The sequence below is a fragment of the Salinimonas lutimaris genome (assembly GCF_005222225.1).
In the GTDB taxonomy this organism is placed as follows: domain Bacteria; phylum Pseudomonadota; class Gammaproteobacteria; order Enterobacterales; family Alteromonadaceae; genus Alteromonas; species Alteromonas lutimaris.
The window spans coordinates 738,021-753,406 of record NZ_CP036536.1 but is presented as its reverse complement, the minus strand read 5'-3'; the positions used below and the strand labels follow the sequence as shown (position 1 = coordinate 753,406).

The window sequence follows — 15,386 nt, the reverse complement described above, 5'->3', positions numbered from 1 at the left end:
TGCTCCTGGTAATGTGGCGTTAGGCAGAACGCTGCTGTTTCAAAGCAGCTAATTGCATGTCGATATTCTGATCAGCTTCAAGCCGGGCAAATTCCGCGTGCAGTGTATTCTGCTTACCCGCCTCATTTATGTTGTCATAACGGCTTTCAAGCTGCTTCAGCTTAGATTCATACCGAGTGAGTTGTTGGCAAGTAGTACTGACAATCTCTGCGCTTTGGTCTGCACTGGTCACCGGACTGGGCTGAGTCGGGCGCACTTTCTTTTGGGCCTGACCGATATTGCATTTCAACTGGCCAATCTGCTCATCCAGTTTGTCAATAGATGCTTCGGTTTGCTTAAGCTGACTAGTCAGCGATTCGTACTGTGGTGCCAGTTGCTGTTTTTGCTGTAACGCGGCACGGGCCAGATCTTCACGCTGCTGATCCAGTGCGATACCCGCTTTTTGCTGCCACCGCGCCATCTTCTGGGTGAGCGAGTTCAGCTCCCGGGTTAATGCTTTTTTCTGACTGATCATGGTGGCCGACAACTCCCGCGCCTCGGTAACCGCCTCCTCCATTTCGTTTATCAGTTGGCGGGTTAACTTTTGCGGATTTTCTGCTTTATCCAGCATGGCGTTCAGGTTGGACTGAATAATGTCGCTGGCCCGTGAAAAAACACTCATTGTGATCTCCTGTTATCAGCGTGAAGCAAGATAGCGTATCTACCTTTGGCTTACACATCACAATACACATTACAAAGGCTGTACCAATTTTTTAATGCATTGTTTTATCTTGTTTTTTAAAGTTTTCGCCCTTCTTGGCATTTTATTAAGACTATGGAAAAACCATTTATTGGTGAGATACACCAGTAATGGTGGTCAGATTCACACAGCAAAAAGGCTGATCACAGGCACAAAAAAAGCAGCCCGGAGGCTGCTCTATCACAATAATGAGGGAAATTTACTGAACCTGTTCATCGTCCTGTTCAGCATCTGCCGCTTTATTTGACGCTGATAAATCTTTAACCGAGACACTGCCACGTGGTGAGTGTGTGCTTTCAGGCTCAAAAAAGTATACCGTATTAGCAATGGCTTCCTGCACATCCATTTGAATTTCCAGCGTCGTCGACGCCATTAACTGCCCCAGCATATTGGTTACAACATCTTCCACTTTGCTTTGCTGCGCCATGGCTGAGCCGCCAAGTAAAACAGAAGAGATAAGTGCTGTATTAAACATAGTTGATGCTTTCATGGTGTGTTCCTCAGGTCGTATAGGTAACTAAATAAGTGTAGACAACCTAGGATAGCGAAAGCTGTGCCAGCTTCTTAAGACCACTTAAGAAGCTGATAATTAAACTCTTTTTCAATTAATTCATTTTAGAATATAGATATGACTTTTAAATGCGTTCAACATTTAGTCAGTTTGACTAATATACTTTAGTCTATTTCGCCACTTGTTCTGAGGCTATGCTTTCGTTAAAAGCATTGACATTGGCCTGCGCCTCTTCCACCTGAGCCAGTGCATTCATCAGCAGGTTTGGATCCGGGTTTTTACCCGTACCGTTCTGACTCAGATAACGACGCCAGATGCGGCCACCGGCCTGCCCCTGATATAACCCAAGAATATGGCGCGCAGCATGCCACGGCTTAAACCAGGGGTCTTCCTGGCGTTCAATATATGCCTGCATCGCGATGACAATGTCGCGACGAGTGGGTACTGTAGCCTGACTGCCAAAGATGCGCTGGTCCACCCCGGCCATGATGTAAGGATTACTGTAAACCTCCCGGCCAACCATCACACCATCAACCAGAGCCAACTGCTGTTCTACATCGTCCAGGCTTTTCACACCGCCGTTAATACTGATATTCAGTTCAGGCCGCGCCTGTTTGAGCTGATGCACTCTGGGGTAGTTCAGCGGCGGGACTTCGCGGTTTTCTTTGGGACTCAGGCCCTGCAGCCAGGCTTTGCGGGCATGTACTATAAAGGTGTCACAGCCAGCCTCGGCCACAATATCGATAAACCGGGAAAAGTCCTCGTACTCATCCATATCGTCAATACCTATACGGCATTTTACGGTGACCGGAATATCCACTTCTGCCTGCATTGCTTTTACCGATGCCGCCACCACCTCAGGCTGGGCCATCAGGCATGCACCAAAGCTCCCGTTTTTGACCCGGTCAGAGGGACAGCCTACATTGATGTTCACCTCATCATAACCACGCTCCTGCGCCATCACAGCACAGCGCGCCATATCGGCCGCATCGCTGCCACCGAGCTGAAGCGCCACAGGATGCTCTTCCTGGTTATAGGCAAGATAATCACCCTTACCAAAAATCAGTGCCCCGGTAGTGACCATTTCGGTGTACAACAAGCTGTGCTGAGACAACAGGCGCAGAAAATAGCGGCAATGCCGATCGGTCCAATCCAGCATGGGGGCGACAGAGAATTTTCGGTTTGAGGGAGTAACAGCCAAAACCAGTACCTTATATTGTCTTAATAAATTTGTAGATTGAGCTAAGTATGCCTGCGTTTCAGTGACGGCAAGATATTCAGACCGTGCTCCAGAATGAACCGACCCGGGCACACAGGCAACTTACAAACGGGCTATTGTACTGTATTTTGTACAAAGTAAAAAACCTGCAAGCCTCTTTTATCATGTGATGCAGCCGTAAAATATCCGGCTGCCGCGTACACGAACAATTTAATAGCCAACTAACAGACGCCCTCAGGTTCGGCTTCTCTGATTATTTATCTGCTTATAGCGGTATCGCCAAACCTGTTTATAGCGATGATGAGCCGTGGACAAAGTTTGTAAAACTTTCCACTCGAACAGTAAAGATGACAAATATTTAACATTTCAGATTAATCTTAAGTCATTAAGGGTTATTTAGAACTTATGCATTAATACTAATGTAAACAATCACTCACTGACTTAAAAAGTAGCCTGACAGCAAACTGGTACACCAGCTGCAGCCCTTAATTTTAAGGGCATACCGATGGGCGGTAGCTCTGAGAATAAAGACCAGGAATATTAAGCATGAAAAAAAAACGTCCCCTGAGAAGTCTTTCCTTATCAATCGCAGTAGCGCTTGGCCTTGGTGCAGTAAGCTCGGTTCAGGCAGCCTCTTCGGATAACCCAAGAAAGCAAGCGAGTTATCCTGTATGGGCCGACTACACTGATTCATGGACGCGCCAGGACGCAGCAACCATTGCACTCACGGACGACAATACATTGCCTTTATTAGATGAAATGCCAACGGAAATTATCACAGATGAAGTCTGGATCTGGGATACCTGGCCAATGACTAACCTGAATGCGCGTACCGTTAATTACAAAGGTTATAAAGTTATTTTTTCACTCACCGCGGATCGCGACCTCGCCTTCCCTCAGCGTCACTGGACAGCAGAAATCGGCTACTCCGTCTCTCGTGATGGCGAGAGCTGGGAGTATCAGGGTGATGTGTTTCCTGAAGATGTCGATCCACCGGGTCTTCGCGAATGGGCCGGCTCAACCATCTTAATTGGTGACAAGGTGTACTTTTACTATACGGCATCGGGCAGTGACGGTGCAGGCCCGAACGACCCTGAATACTTTACGCAGAAACTGGTGGTAGCCAGCGCAACGATTTCGGCTGACTCAAACGGTGTTTCTTTTAGCGACTGGAGCGAGCACAAAATTATCGCCGAAGCTGATGGTGAGATGTACCAGACACTTGAGCAGTCTGCAGCCGGTCCGATCATTTACGGTTTCCGCGACCCGTGGGTATTTGAAAATCCTCAGGATGGTCAGGTGTACATGCTGTTTGAAGGAAACAGCCCTGGTGAGACAGTAGAATGTGGCGCGGTGGATGACAGCGACAATACCGGACCGATTAATACCGGACCGTATCGCACTGCCGATGTGGCTACAGCCGCTGATGGCGAACTGCCAGTCAGTCCTCAGGCTAAGTACTACAATGGTAATATCGGATTGGCGTCGTCAGTACAGGGCAGTATGACAGAGTTTGAACTGCTACCGCCAATTCTGCACGCCAACTGTACAAACCAGCAGCTTGAGCGTCCACATGCAACCTTCTCTGGCGGCCTTGTTTATTTATGGACTATCAGCCATAAGTTTACCTTTGCTCCGGCGTTACAAGATGTGGGTGTAGATGGTTTGTATGGTTTTGTAGGTCCATCTATCCGGAGCGATTATCTGCCGCTCAATGGCCATGGTCTGGTACTGGCTAACCCGCCGGAAAATAATACCCAGGCTTACTCGTGGTATGCGATGCCAGGTGGTTTTGTGGAGGCATTTCTGGATAACGTCAACGGTGAATTTGCCGGTACGTTGACGCCAACTGTGAAAATGGTCACCAAGAAACATACCGAAACCTCATTTGTCCATACGTTTGATGGTCCGTTTATTCCATAATTCATAACCGGAACATTCTGATACAGGGCGGCATTGTCCGCCCTGACTTATTCCCTGCCCCGTCAGATAAAAACCGCTACAGTGACTTCAATTACCCGCCTGATTCTCCGGCCCTCCCTTGATTGAGATGCTCTGTATAGCAGCAGTAATTAAGTCAGTGTCCAACAAGCACGATCTGGTTAATCTCTGTTATTCTGAGACATCGGACTTTTTACTCACTGGTCGCTGTGCTTAATCAGATAAATCTAAATTTATTGCGCTCGTTGCAAATGTTGTTACAGGAGCGCCATGTCAGTCGCGCCGCCGCGCGGCTTCACCTGACCCAGTCCGCGGTTAGCCGGCAACTGGCGCAACTCCGGGAATTGTGTGGCGACCCGTTACTGGTCCGCCACGGTAACCGTTTGGTGCTTACCCCCCGGGCTCAGGCATTACAGCCTCAGTTAGATACGCTGTTACGCCAGTGTGATAACTTGTTCACCGATGTGCCTTTTGTACCTGCCGACTGGCAGGATGAGCTGGTAATTGCATCAAGCGACTATATTGCCCAGTACGTACTGCCGGATATCAGTGCCCGGTTACAACAACAGGCGCCCGGCCTGTCGATTAACTATACCTTGTGGCAACAGCAGTATCTGGATGCTCTGGCTGATAACGGAATTCATCTGGCTTCCACGATGTTTGTCTCGCCGCCCGAGACACTGAGCTATTTAAAAGTTGGCGAGGATCACAGCGTATGTGTGATGCGTCAGGGCCATCCGCTGGCCCGTCACGCGGCACTGAGCATCAGTCAGTTTACCGCTTACGGACATATCAAAGTGACCGGCGGCGGCGACAAGGATATCGAAGCGGATGCCTGGCTGTTACGCCATAATATGCAGCGCAAAGTGGTGTTGAAGGTACCGTTTTTTACTGCGGCGATAAACCGTCTGTCAGGCAGCGATAACCTGATGGTGATGCCACGTCATATTGCAGATAATCTGAGCCGGCACTGGCAAATCACCTACAAGCCATTGCCCTTTGAGACTCGTCTGAACCAGTATTTTATTGTCTGGCACCCGCGTTATGACAATGATCCGGCGCATCGCTGGGCCCGCGAGCAGATGCTGCTTGCTTTTCAGCATAGTGATTATTCTATTCAGTAAATAATGATTTAAAGTCATAGCCCACATGAAAACATGTGATTTCAAATCATTCAGCGTTCCGCGTACGATACCGTTTTCTTTTTCAGCCAATTGGAATCGTATGACACTGGCAGCATGGTTTTCGTTATTTACCGTCACTTTAATTGGGGCAATGTCACCAGGCCCGAGCCTTGCTGTAGTCGCTAAACACACTTTGGCCAATGGCCGCAGAGCCGGTATCATCACCGCCTGGTCACATGCCTCAGGCCTTGCTGTATATGCGCTGTTGTCGCTGACCGGACTGGCGTTGATGCTCCAGCAAAGTCCCCGCCTGTTTACGGCTATTACCTATGGTGGTGCGGCTTATCTGGCCTGGCTGGGTCTGACAGCGCTGACCGCCAGACAAGGAGTGGCCGCAGCATTAAAAGCCGGCAATCGTACTTCATGGGCAACCTGTGCCCGGGAAGGTGTCCTGATTTCCTTGCTCAACCCCAAAATCGCCCTGTTTTTTCTGGCGTTATTCAGTCAGTTTATTCATCTGGCCCAGTCGTTGTCTGGCAAAGCGGTCATTGTTGCCACTCCGTTTTTGCTTGACGGTCTCTGGTACACCTTTATCGCACTGGTCCTGTCTCACTCTTCGGTGGTCAGTAAAATTAAGCAGCATGCGCTGCTGCTCGACCGCCTGACCGGCATTGTACTGCTGGGGCTGGCTGCCAGAGTCATTCTGGCCTGAGGCCAATCTGATCAGCGCCCTGCCTGCTGGTAGGTATATCCACCGGTAAACCTGCCGCGGTGGGATGGCGTATATCTCATCACGCGCATGAGTGAGCCCGATTACCTTTATTTATCAGCCTTATGTACTTACCATTGCTCGCTTACCACCAATTAATGACCCGCCTTTTTCAGGAGATTCAATGACCGACGTCCGCGCTTTGTCGCTTTTAGCCTCAGCCATCGCCGCTACGTTCACCCCGGCCATCAGCCAGGCCGCACAATCCAACAGCCCGGATGCAGACAGCCAGTCTATTGAGCACGTTGTGACAACCAGCACCCGTATTGCCGGCGATACCACACAGCCTGGTATCATTGTCGATACCATCGGCCCGGAAGATATTGCTCTGACCGGCTCTCAGCACATTCAGGAAATGCTGAACTTTGTCGCCGGTGCCGGTGTGCAGCGCGGCAATGGCCAGGAATACCTGCCAGCTTTGCGCTCTCCGGTACTGACAGGGTCAGGTGCGTGCGGCGGCATTCTGGCGGCGGAAGACAATATTCCACTGCGGGCTGCCGGCTTCTGTAATATCAACGAGTTGTTTGAAGCACACAGTGAAATGGCCCAGCGGATTGAAGTACTCAAAGGTCCGGCTTCGGTGTTATATGGCTCAAACGCCATTCATGGCGTGATTAATGTCATCACCCCGGACACTACCCGGGATGTACATATGCTGGGTTATGATTACGGGTCCTACGGCTATAACCGGGTCAAGCTGCGTCAGGGTAAGGATTTTGGTAACTCGGGGATTGGTATTAACGCCAGTATTACCCGCGACACCGGCTACCGTGACGAAGAAGGCGTTGATCAGGAGAAGGTCAATCTGCGTCACCGGTATAACGGCGATGATGTGGATATCACCACAGGCCTGACTTACACCCATCTGGATCAGGAAACTGCCGGGTATATCAGCGGTTTTGAAAGCTATAAAAACGAAGCGCTGGCGCAGACAAACGAGGACCCGGGGGCGTTTCGCGAAGCCACCGCACTGCGTATCTGGAGCCGGATTGAAATGACGCTGAACAACGGCGACCAATTATCCGTGACGCCGTATGTGCGCGATCAGGACATGGATTTTCGTATGCACTTTTTGCCCGGTACGCCGCTTGAACAAAACGAGCAACAAGGCGCCGGAGTGCAAACCCAGTATCGTCATCAGCTAAGTACCCACTGGTCAGTGGATGCCGGCCTGGATGTAGAATTTACCCAGGGCAGCCTGCGCCAGTATCAGGACAGCCCCACCACCGGTTCTGCCTTTCTGGTTGAAACTGTTCCGCAGGGACAGCATTACGACTACGAAGTGGATGCCACAATGGTCGCGCCGTACGCCGCCCTGAACTGGGCTGATGGCCCCTGGCAGGTGCAATTTGGTGCCCGCTACGAATATATGAATTACGACTATACCAACAATCTGCTGGATGGCCGTACCCGCGATGATGGTACCGAGTGTGGCTTTGGCGGATGCCGCTATAGCCGTCCGGCCAGCACCGACAACAGTTTTTCTAACCTGAGTCCAAAAGCGTCACTAAGCTATGCAGTCAGTCCGCAAACCCAGGTCTATGCCAGTGTTTCACGCGGCTACCGTGCGCCGCAGGCTAGTGAGCTGTATCGTCTTCAGCGTGACCAGCAGCTCGCTGACTTAGTCTCTGTCACCGCCACCAACGTGGAAACCGGGGTGAAAGGTAACTGGCAGGCACTGGATTATCAGGTTTCTGTTTACAGCCTGCGTAAAGACAACGTAATTTACCGTGACAGTGACTTTTTCAATGTCAGTAACGGCGAAACCTGGCATCGGGGTGTAGAACTGTCCCTGGATTACGCGCTGACGGACCAGTGGCAGCTGGCCTTTGCCGGTACCTATGCCCGTCATACCTATGAGCATAATGAGGTGCTTAATGACATCAACATTCATGGCAACGACGTAGACACCGCGCCAAAGGTTCAGACCAACACACGCCTGACTTTTTTGCCAGATGCGCACACTCAGGTAGCACTGGAATGGCAACATGTGGATGACTACTACACGGATCCGGAAAATCTGCACGAGTATGAAGGCCATGACTTACTGAACCTGCGTACCGCCTATGACTTTGGCAACGGGGTGACCGTATTTGCCCGGGTCAATAATCTGCTGGATGAGCGCTATGCTGAGCGGGCAGATTACTCAAGCTTCTCTGGCGACCGCTATTTTCCGAGTCGTCCGCGAAACTACATGTTAAGCGTACAGTACGATTATTAAGCCGCGCTTGAAAAAACCGCTTAGCATCATGTTATCATGCTAAGCGGTTTTTTATTATGTAACGGTTATGCCAGATACTCATTCTCATCAGCGTCCCGCTTCCGATATAGAAGAAGCCATTTATGCGCGCGACAAAGCACTGAAAATTCTGACCGCGGTCATTATCACCAGCTTGCTGTTACTGGCTGCTATGGCGCTGGTCACGTATCAGAATTTTGATGAGCTCTATGCGCAGCAGCTCAGTGTTTATCCGCGGGTGAGCGCTATTGCCACATTGCCCAACGTATTTGGCTTTTTATGCCTGATTCTGATTAATGTGGCCATGATTGCCAAAGTCAGACGAACCAATCAGGTACTTGCCCTCAAAGGGTACGGCCTGCTAATGTCCCCGCAATTTCAGACTCGCAGTAACGAGCATCAGGGAATGTTGAACGGCTTCCTGCATGCCGCCGGTCTGCCTCAGAACTATTCGTTTGAGCGCCTGGCCAAAGTCAAAACCCATCACTTTGTCACCAGCTCATTTCCCATCAGCCGTGCCATGCACGGTCATCGTGCACAATGGATAGCCCTGAGCCGCAAAATCGACGCTTAATCAAAAAGATTGAGTGTCTGTCCAAACTAATCATCCACAGTCAACTATAATCGAATCTTGAAGTCGCTATAGCTTGCTCAAAGAATAATTGTCGGCCTCTCTGTCGCTGTTTAACGGTGACTGTCAATCTTTTAGTAATTCAGGCATTAGAATTCGGTATACAGGATTTCATAAACTTTAAGGAGAAAGTGTGAATAAAATAATTTTAGTTCGAAGCCCCAGTGATTTAATTTCTAAAAATTTAGCTGGATACGGGTGGGCCAACATTGAAATGTCGTCTTTCTCTAACTTTGAAGATTTAATAAGATATGTTGAAGATAAAAAGATCAATATTGGTCGGCAAAAGAATCAAGTTTCTCGATTTTTTCATTCTAGGCCCGGAGATATTGTCGTAATTCCTGTACACAGAGCTATTGTCATTGGAATAGTACGAGAAGGAAAATCTTATGATGAAAATGGTGGCTATGGAGCAAATCGCATTAATGTCGACTACTTCAAAGATAAAAATGGTGAACCGATAAAAATTCCTCGAGCGAAGCTATCTGAGCGATTGGAAAGCCGTTTAAAAATAAGAATGACTATCGCTTCACTGAATGAATTTGCAGATGAAATAGAGGGCTACATCACTCAGTTAAAAGACAACAACCAAGTTTGTTTTGATAGTATTTTCCAACAGAAAAAGGACAAGCAAGTTGCTGACTTTAAAGAGACGTTACTTTCAAGACTGAAAGATGGGTCTACCACACTGGCAAGCGGCGGTTATGGTTTAGAGAGGTTGGTAAAAGAACTCATGGAACTGGAAGGTTATTCGGCGCATATAGCTGCAAAAAATAAGACATCTGATATTTCTGATATCGACATAGAAGCAAGTCGAACTGACCCTGTATCGAGTAATAGAGTATTCATACAAGTTAAGCATCACCGCGGAGTGACTGATGGATGGGGTATTCGCCAATTGGCTGCTATCGAGGAAGATGAGCATGTTGATAAATGGCTTATCACAACAGCTAATGTAGCTGATGAGACTTTAGAACTTGCTACTAGACAGAACATATCTGTAATGGATGGGTCAAAGCTTGTTGATTGGATTTACGATAGAATAGATGAGTTGTCGCCTTCCAGTAAAGAGCAATTGGGTATCGGGATATTGCCGCAGATAATCACTTCTTAGACTATGTGTAAATATTAAGTCGGTACATCTACATATATAATGCAGCTCCCAGGCCGTAGCCGCATATCTGTTTATCTAATCGCTTAAGCAGATTTTATGCTGTTCACTTCCTGCTTGTTGAAATAGTTCTATTCTGGCTTTTAAACGTTGACTCCAATCTTATGTAAATCGAAGAGTCTTCCGGTTCTACCCAACATATACTCAAGTCACTTGGGAGAGAACAACGAGTTTTCTAGTAAAGAAGTCAAAGTGCTTTTCAACGCGCTTAATACATAGATGGCCTGTTGCTAAAAATAGCATATTTAGATTCCCCCGCGGTGGCGGGAGAATCGATACGGGGTGTTATTCAAACAGTGTATGGTGGAGCTTTTGCACTATCTCGGCACTGTTATCTTCGTTAACCAGAAGTGACATATTGTGCGGGTTGGCACCAAAGCAAATCATACGCAGGTTGTAGTCTGATACCGCCGCAAAAATCTTGCTGGATACCCCTTTGGCGGTTTGCATGTGGTTACCCACTACGGTCACCAGATCAAAGCCTTTTTCCACTTTCACGTCACAGATCGTTTCCAGCTCTGCAATGGTTTCACGGTTTAAGCGTGAAGCCACAGAATTTGCCGGATTATCCAGTGTGAAAGACACCGAGATTTCAGACGTGGTTACCAGGTCTACACTGAGCTTATGTTTGGCAATAATGGAAAACACCTTTTGCAGAAAGCCCTGGGCATAAAGCATTTTGGGTGTTTTTACCGTGACCATGACCTGCTCTTTACGCCGTGTAATGGCCCGGTACGGCGGCTCATTTTCACAGTCTTTCATGATCCAGGTGCCGCCTTTTTCCGGCTCTTTACTGGAGCCTACAAACACCTTCACATTCTGGCGCAGTGCCGGCTCCATGGTCGCCGGGTGCAATACCTTAGCGCCAAAGGTCGCCATTTCTGCGGCTTCTTCAAAGCTCAGCTCAGGCAGTGGATGGGCTTTGTCGGCAATACGCGGGTCGGTGGTATATACTCCGGCCACATCCGTCCAGATTTCACAAACCTGTGCACGCAGTGCCTCGGCCAGCAAGGCAGCGGTAAAGTCTGACCCGCCACGCCCCAGCGTAGTGGTACGTCCCTGATCATCAGCTCCCACAAAGCCTTGAGTCACTACAATATTGGCCGCCAGTTCAGGACGCAGTAATTGCTCTGCCAGTTCGCTGATGGTTTCCAGCTGTGGCGCCGCGCAGCCAAACTCGCTGTCGGTTCGAAGCACTTTACGTACGTCAAAGTTAATCGCCGACTGGCCTGCTTCTGCTACGACCTGACTGAACATTAGTGAAGACATGCGTTCACCCATCGACAACAGCTGATCTTTCAGATCGTCGCGGTGCAGAATTTCTTCGTGATACGCCAGCTCACGAATCTCTGCCAGCAGGTCGTTCAATTTGGCTTCTACAGCGGTTTTGTCCTGTAATTTTTCTAAAATGGCGTATTCAATGGCTTTGATAGCCTCGCACACATCGCCGATCTGTTCCTGTGTCATTGGCGTATGCGCCAGGCTCACAAGATGATTGGTCACGCCGGCAGAGGCACTGACCACTACTATTCGGGTTGCTTCATTGCCCACCACTATGCGGGCGCAGTTTTGCATTGCTTCATAGGTTGCAACACTGGTACCACCAAATTTGGCGATAGTTAACGCTTTGGTCACGATGTTCTCCGTATTCGCTGGCTTTATTCAGCTATGGATTGACAATAATCTGGTCGCCAACATGAATGTCATGTTCAGCAAACCAACCCCGGTTCATTTCCAGCGCATACGTCACCACTTTCGATGCCCCGACAGATTTCAATTCCTGCGGGTTGAGTGGTTTTATATCAGTAATCACGCCGTTTCTGTCGATAAATGCCACGTCCAACGGTATAAAAGTATTTTTCATCCACATGCTGGCTTGTTTAGCGGGCTCAAACTTAAATAACATACCGCAGTCGGCACACATCTGCTCTCTGAACATCAGACCCATGGCCCGCTGCTCCTGCGTATTGGCATATTCAAGCTGATATGCTTTACCGCCCATTTCAATGGTCGCCTCGTCAAACGTAAGTGTCTGATGCGGTGCCTGTGCGCAGGACCAGGCTGACAAAGCCAGCAAAGACACCGCAAAGGTCGCGGTAAGCACGCTAAACGATTTCATAATGTTCCTTAATCATACCGAGAGGATGTTGGTTACCTGTCCTGTTTTATCAGAATAGGCGTCTGGCAGTCTACAACTGCTTAAAACAATGATCCAGTTGGCTGAGGGCATAAAAAAAGCCGGGCCCTTACGGTGCCCGGCTTGATATCTTTATTTGGCTAAACTCAGGCAATATTCAGCGTAGGGATAATCTTCGCCTTCGCGTCTTCTTCTGCCTTTTTGAAGCTTTCCATCTTGTCGAAGTTCAGGTAGCGGTATACATCACTCGCCATTGAATCGATCTTGCCTGCATATTCCATATACTCGTCTGCAGTAGGAATACGGCCTACGATAGCACCTACCGCTGCCAGTTCAGCAGACGTCAGGTAAACATTCGCGCCATCACCCAGACGGTTCGGGAAGTTCCGGGTAGAGGTAGACAGTACTGTTGCACCAGCGTCAACCCGTGCCTGGTTACCCATACACAGTGAACAACCAGGCATTTCGGTACGCACACCCACACGACCGTAAATGTTGTAATAGCCTTCTTCCATCAGCTGCGCTTTATCCATCTTGGTCGGAGGAGAAATCCACAGACGAGTTGGCAGCGTCTTGCCGTAGTTGTCCAGCAGCTTACCGGCAGCACGGAAGTGACCAATGTTGGTCATACATGAACCGATGAAAACTTCATCCACATTGTCACCGGCAACCTCTGACAGCGTTTTGGCATCGTCAGGATCGTTCGGGCAACATACGATCGGCTCTTTAATGTCATCCAGGTTGATTTCAATCACTTCAGCGTATTCTGCATCAGCATCAGCACGCATCAGTTCAGGGTTCGCCAGCCATTCTTCCATTTTCTGGGCACGACGCTCAAGCGTACGCGGGTCACCGTAACCTTCGTTGATCATCCAGCGTAGCATGGTGATGTTAGAACGCAGGTACTCAGCAATCGACTCTTCTGACAGGTTGATAGTACAGCCGGCAGCTGAACGCTCAGCGGATGCATCAGACAGTTCGAATGCCTGTTCTACAGTCAGATCTTCCAGACCTTCAATCTCAAGGATACGGCCAGAGAACTGGTTGATCTTACCTTTCTTCTCAACCGTCAGCAGACCTTGCTTGATGCCGTACAGAGGAATCGCATGAACCAGGTCACGCAGCGTAATTCCAGGCTGACGCTTACCGCTGAAACGAACCAGAATGGACTCTGGCATATCCAGTGGCATAACACCGGTTGCGGCCGCAAAGGCAACCAGACCAGAACCCGCCGGGAATGAAATACCCAGAGGGAAACGGGTGTGAGAGTCACCACCAGTACCTACAGTATCAGGCAGCAACATACGGTTCAGCCAGCTGTGGATGATACCGTCACCAGGGCGCAGTGAAACACCGCCGCGGTTCATAATGAAATCTGGCAGCGTGTGCTGTGTTTCAATATCAACCGGCTTAGGATAGGCCGCAGTGTGACAGAATGACTGCATGGTCAGGTCAGCGGTAAAGCCAAGACACGCCAGGTCTTTCAGTTCGTCACGGGTCATAGGGCCAGTAGTATCCTGAGAGCCTACTGTCGTCATTTTAGGCTCGCAGTAAGTGCCCGGACGAATCCCGTCAACACCACAAGCTTTACCTACCATTTTCTGTGCCAGTGAGAAGCCTTTGCCGCTGTCGACTGGCTGTTCTGGTTTGCGGAACAAATCAGAAGGACCTTTACTCAGTGTCTCACGGGCTTTTTCTGTCAGGCCACGACCGATGATCAGATTGATACGGCCACCAGCGCGCACTTCATCCAGAATCACTTTTGACTTGTAGCTGTACTCTGCCAGCACTTCGCCTGTCTCGTGGTTAGTAATTTTGCCTTCATACGGGAAAATGTCGATCACATCGCCCATGTTCATTTTTTCTACATCGGCTTCAAATACCAGTGCACCGGCATCTTCCATGGTGTTAAAGAAGATTGGCGCCACTTTGCTACCAATACACACACCGCCGCCGCGCTTGTTAGGTACGCCTGGCAGATCTTCACCAAAGAACCACAATACAGAGTTTGTGGCTGATTTACGTGATGAACCTGTGCCCACGACGTCGCCCACAAAGGCTACCGGATGGCCTTTCGCCTTCACGTCTTCGATTTGCTTCATCGGGCCTGTCACGCCGTGCTCTTCTGGCTCCAGACCGTCACGGGTCATTTTATAAGCCGCCAGGGCGTGCAGAGGAATATCCGGACGAGACCATGCATCAGGTGCTGGAGACAAGTCATCAGTGTTTGTTTCACCGGTTACTTTGAACACAGTGTAAGTCATCTTGTCGTCCATCAGCTTACGCGACGTGAACCACTCGCCTTCTGCCCATGACTCGATAACTTCAGTAGCAAATTTATTACCTGCTTTGTGCTTTTCTTCCACATCGTGGTAAGCATCGAACATCAGCAGCGTATGCTTCAGTTCTTTTGCCGCCAGCGGTGCCAGCGCGTCAACGTCCAGCAGCTCAATCAGGGTCGCGATGTTGTAACCACCGTGCATGTTGCCCAGCAGTTCTACGCCTTTTTCGCGGCTGATTAATGGGCTTTCGTCTTCACCCTTAACCACAGCGCTTAAGAAGCCAGCTTTAACATAGGCTGCTTCATCAACACCCGGAGGAACACGGTCAGAGATAAGCTCTAACAGAAATTCTTCTTCGCCTGCAGGTGGGTTTTTCAGTAATTCAACCAGCCCGGCGACCTGTTCGGCATTGAGTGGTTTAGGAGGGATACCCTGTGCAGCACGTTCGTCTACGTGTTTGCGATACTCTTCTAACACGATTTCTTCCTCATAGTTGATCCTGCCGGTTAAAGTAAACGGTCTTGGCGGCAGGGCATGACTTATAAAACGCCGGAATTATATCGGCATATAGCATTTTTTTGAATGATAAGGCGCTTTCATTCACTTATAGCCATCATTCACGC

General features: G+C 49.2%; 12 protein-coding genes. 6 read left to right on the top strand and 6 right to left on the bottom strand.

Annotated elements, in window-relative coordinates; all coding sequences use genetic code 11:
- Positions 1 to 19: 19 nt before the first annotated feature.
- From EZV72_RS03250 to dusA, 3 genes are all read right to left on the bottom strand, one after another.
- On the bottom strand, positions 20 to 661 hold the full coding sequence (locus EZV72_RS03250) for a PspA/IM30 family protein (RefSeq protein WP_137165888.1): 642 nt from the start codon (positions 659 to 661) through the stop codon (positions 20 to 22).
- A gap of 277 nt (positions 662 to 938) precedes the next feature.
- Positions 939 to 1,229 (bottom strand): hypothetical protein, encoded by a 291-nt coding sequence (locus EZV72_RS03245; protein ID WP_137165887.1) that lies wholly within the window; start codon positions 1,227 to 1,229, stop codon positions 939 to 941.
- Between the two features lie 190 nt (positions 1,230 to 1,419).
- A complete protein-coding gene (dusA, locus tag EZV72_RS03240) occupies positions 1,420 to 2,409 on the bottom strand; it encodes a tRNA dihydrouridine(20/20a) synthase DusA (protein WP_137165886.1) in 990 nt (329 codons plus the stop codon).
- Between the two features lie 606 nt (positions 2,410 to 3,015).
- Here dusA and EZV72_RS03235 point away from each other — a divergent pair.
- From EZV72_RS03235 to EZV72_RS03210, 6 genes are all read left to right on the top strand, one after another.
- The gene (locus EZV72_RS03235; protein ID WP_137165885.1) at positions 3,016 to 4,392 is read left to right on the top strand and encodes a glycoside hydrolase family 68 protein; all 1,377 of its coding nucleotides are present in this window, start codon (positions 3,016 to 3,018) and stop codon (positions 4,390 to 4,392) included.
- Between the two features lie 227 nt (positions 4,393 to 4,619).
- Positions 4,620 to 5,534, top strand: coding sequence for a LysR family transcriptional regulator (locus tag EZV72_RS03230; RefSeq protein ID WP_137165884.1), 915 nt, complete (start codon positions 4,620 to 4,622; stop codon positions 5,532 to 5,534).
- Between the two features lie 100 nt (positions 5,535 to 5,634).
- Positions 5,635 to 6,246, top strand: coding sequence for a LysE family translocator (locus tag EZV72_RS03225; protein WP_137165883.1), 612 nt, complete (start codon positions 5,635 to 5,637; stop codon positions 6,244 to 6,246).
- A 181-nt stretch (positions 6,247 to 6,427) separates the two neighbouring features.
- The gene (locus tag EZV72_RS03220) at positions 6,428 to 8,524 is read left to right on the top strand and encodes a TonB-dependent receptor (protein ID WP_137165882.1); all 2,097 of its coding nucleotides are present in this window, start codon (positions 6,428 to 6,430) and stop codon (positions 8,522 to 8,524) included.
- A gap of 67 nt (positions 8,525 to 8,591) precedes the next feature.
- A complete protein-coding gene (locus EZV72_RS03215; protein WP_137165881.1) occupies positions 8,592 to 9,116 on the top strand; it encodes a hypothetical protein in 525 nt (174 codons plus the stop codon).
- A 190-nt stretch (positions 9,117 to 9,306) separates the two neighbouring features.
- On the top strand, positions 9,307 to 10,287 hold the full coding sequence (locus EZV72_RS03210) for a restriction endonuclease (protein WP_137165880.1): 981 nt from the start codon (positions 9,307 to 9,309) through the stop codon (positions 10,285 to 10,287).
- Between the two features lie 342 nt (positions 10,288 to 10,629).
- Here the strand turns inward: EZV72_RS03210 and lysC are convergent, their stop codons facing one another.
- The 3 genes from lysC to acnB all read right to left on the bottom strand — a co-directional run bounded on the left by lysC (position 10,630) and on the right by acnB (position 15,240).
- Entirely contained in the window at positions 10,630 to 11,979 is a 1,350-nt protein-coding gene (gene lysC / locus EZV72_RS03205) for a lysine-sensitive aspartokinase 3 (RefSeq protein ID WP_137165879.1), read from the bottom strand.
- A gap of 31 nt (positions 11,980 to 12,010) precedes the next feature.
- On the bottom strand, positions 12,011 to 12,463 hold the full coding sequence (locus EZV72_RS03200; RefSeq protein ID WP_137165878.1) for a DUF192 domain-containing protein: 453 nt from the start codon (positions 12,461 to 12,463) through the stop codon (positions 12,011 to 12,013).
- A 164-nt stretch (positions 12,464 to 12,627) separates the two neighbouring features.
- On the bottom strand, positions 12,628 to 15,240 hold the full coding sequence (acnB, locus tag EZV72_RS03195) for a bifunctional aconitate hydratase 2/2-methylisocitrate dehydratase (RefSeq protein WP_137165877.1): 2,613 nt from the start codon (positions 15,238 to 15,240) through the stop codon (positions 12,628 to 12,630).
- Positions 15,241 to 15,386: the final 146 nt, after the last annotated feature.

What these genes read in the sequence shown, in the direction of transcription:
- EZV72_RS03250 (WP_137165888.1), bottom strand. Translation starts at nt 661, where the DNA reads ATGAGTGTTTTTTCACGGGCCAGCGACATTATTCAGTCCAACCTGAAC.
- EZV72_RS03245 (WP_137165887.1), bottom strand. Translation starts at nt 1,229, where the DNA reads ATGAAAGCATCAACTATGTTTAATACAGCACTTATCTCTTCTGTTTTA.
- dusA (WP_137165886.1), bottom strand. Translation starts at nt 2,409, where the DNA reads ATGCTGGATTGGACCGATCGGCATTGCCGCTATTTTCTGCGCCTGTTG.
- EZV72_RS03235 (WP_137165885.1), top strand. Translation starts at nt 3,016, where the DNA reads ATGAAAAAAAAACGTCCCCTGAGAAGTCTTTCCTTATCAATCGCAGTA.
- EZV72_RS03225 (WP_137165883.1), top strand. Translation starts at nt 5,635, where the DNA reads ATGACACTGGCAGCATGGTTTTCGTTATTTACCGTCACTTTAATTGGG.
- EZV72_RS03220 (WP_137165882.1), top strand. Translation starts at nt 6,428, where the DNA reads ATGACCGACGTCCGCGCTTTGTCGCTTTTAGCCTCAGCCATCGCCGCT.
- EZV72_RS03215 (WP_137165881.1), top strand. Translation starts at nt 8,592, where the DNA reads ATGCCAGATACTCATTCTCATCAGCGTCCCGCTTCCGATATAGAAGAA.
- EZV72_RS03200 (WP_137165878.1), bottom strand. Translation starts at nt 12,463, where the DNA reads ATGAAATCGTTTAGCGTGCTTACCGCGACCTTTGCGGTGTCTTTGCTG.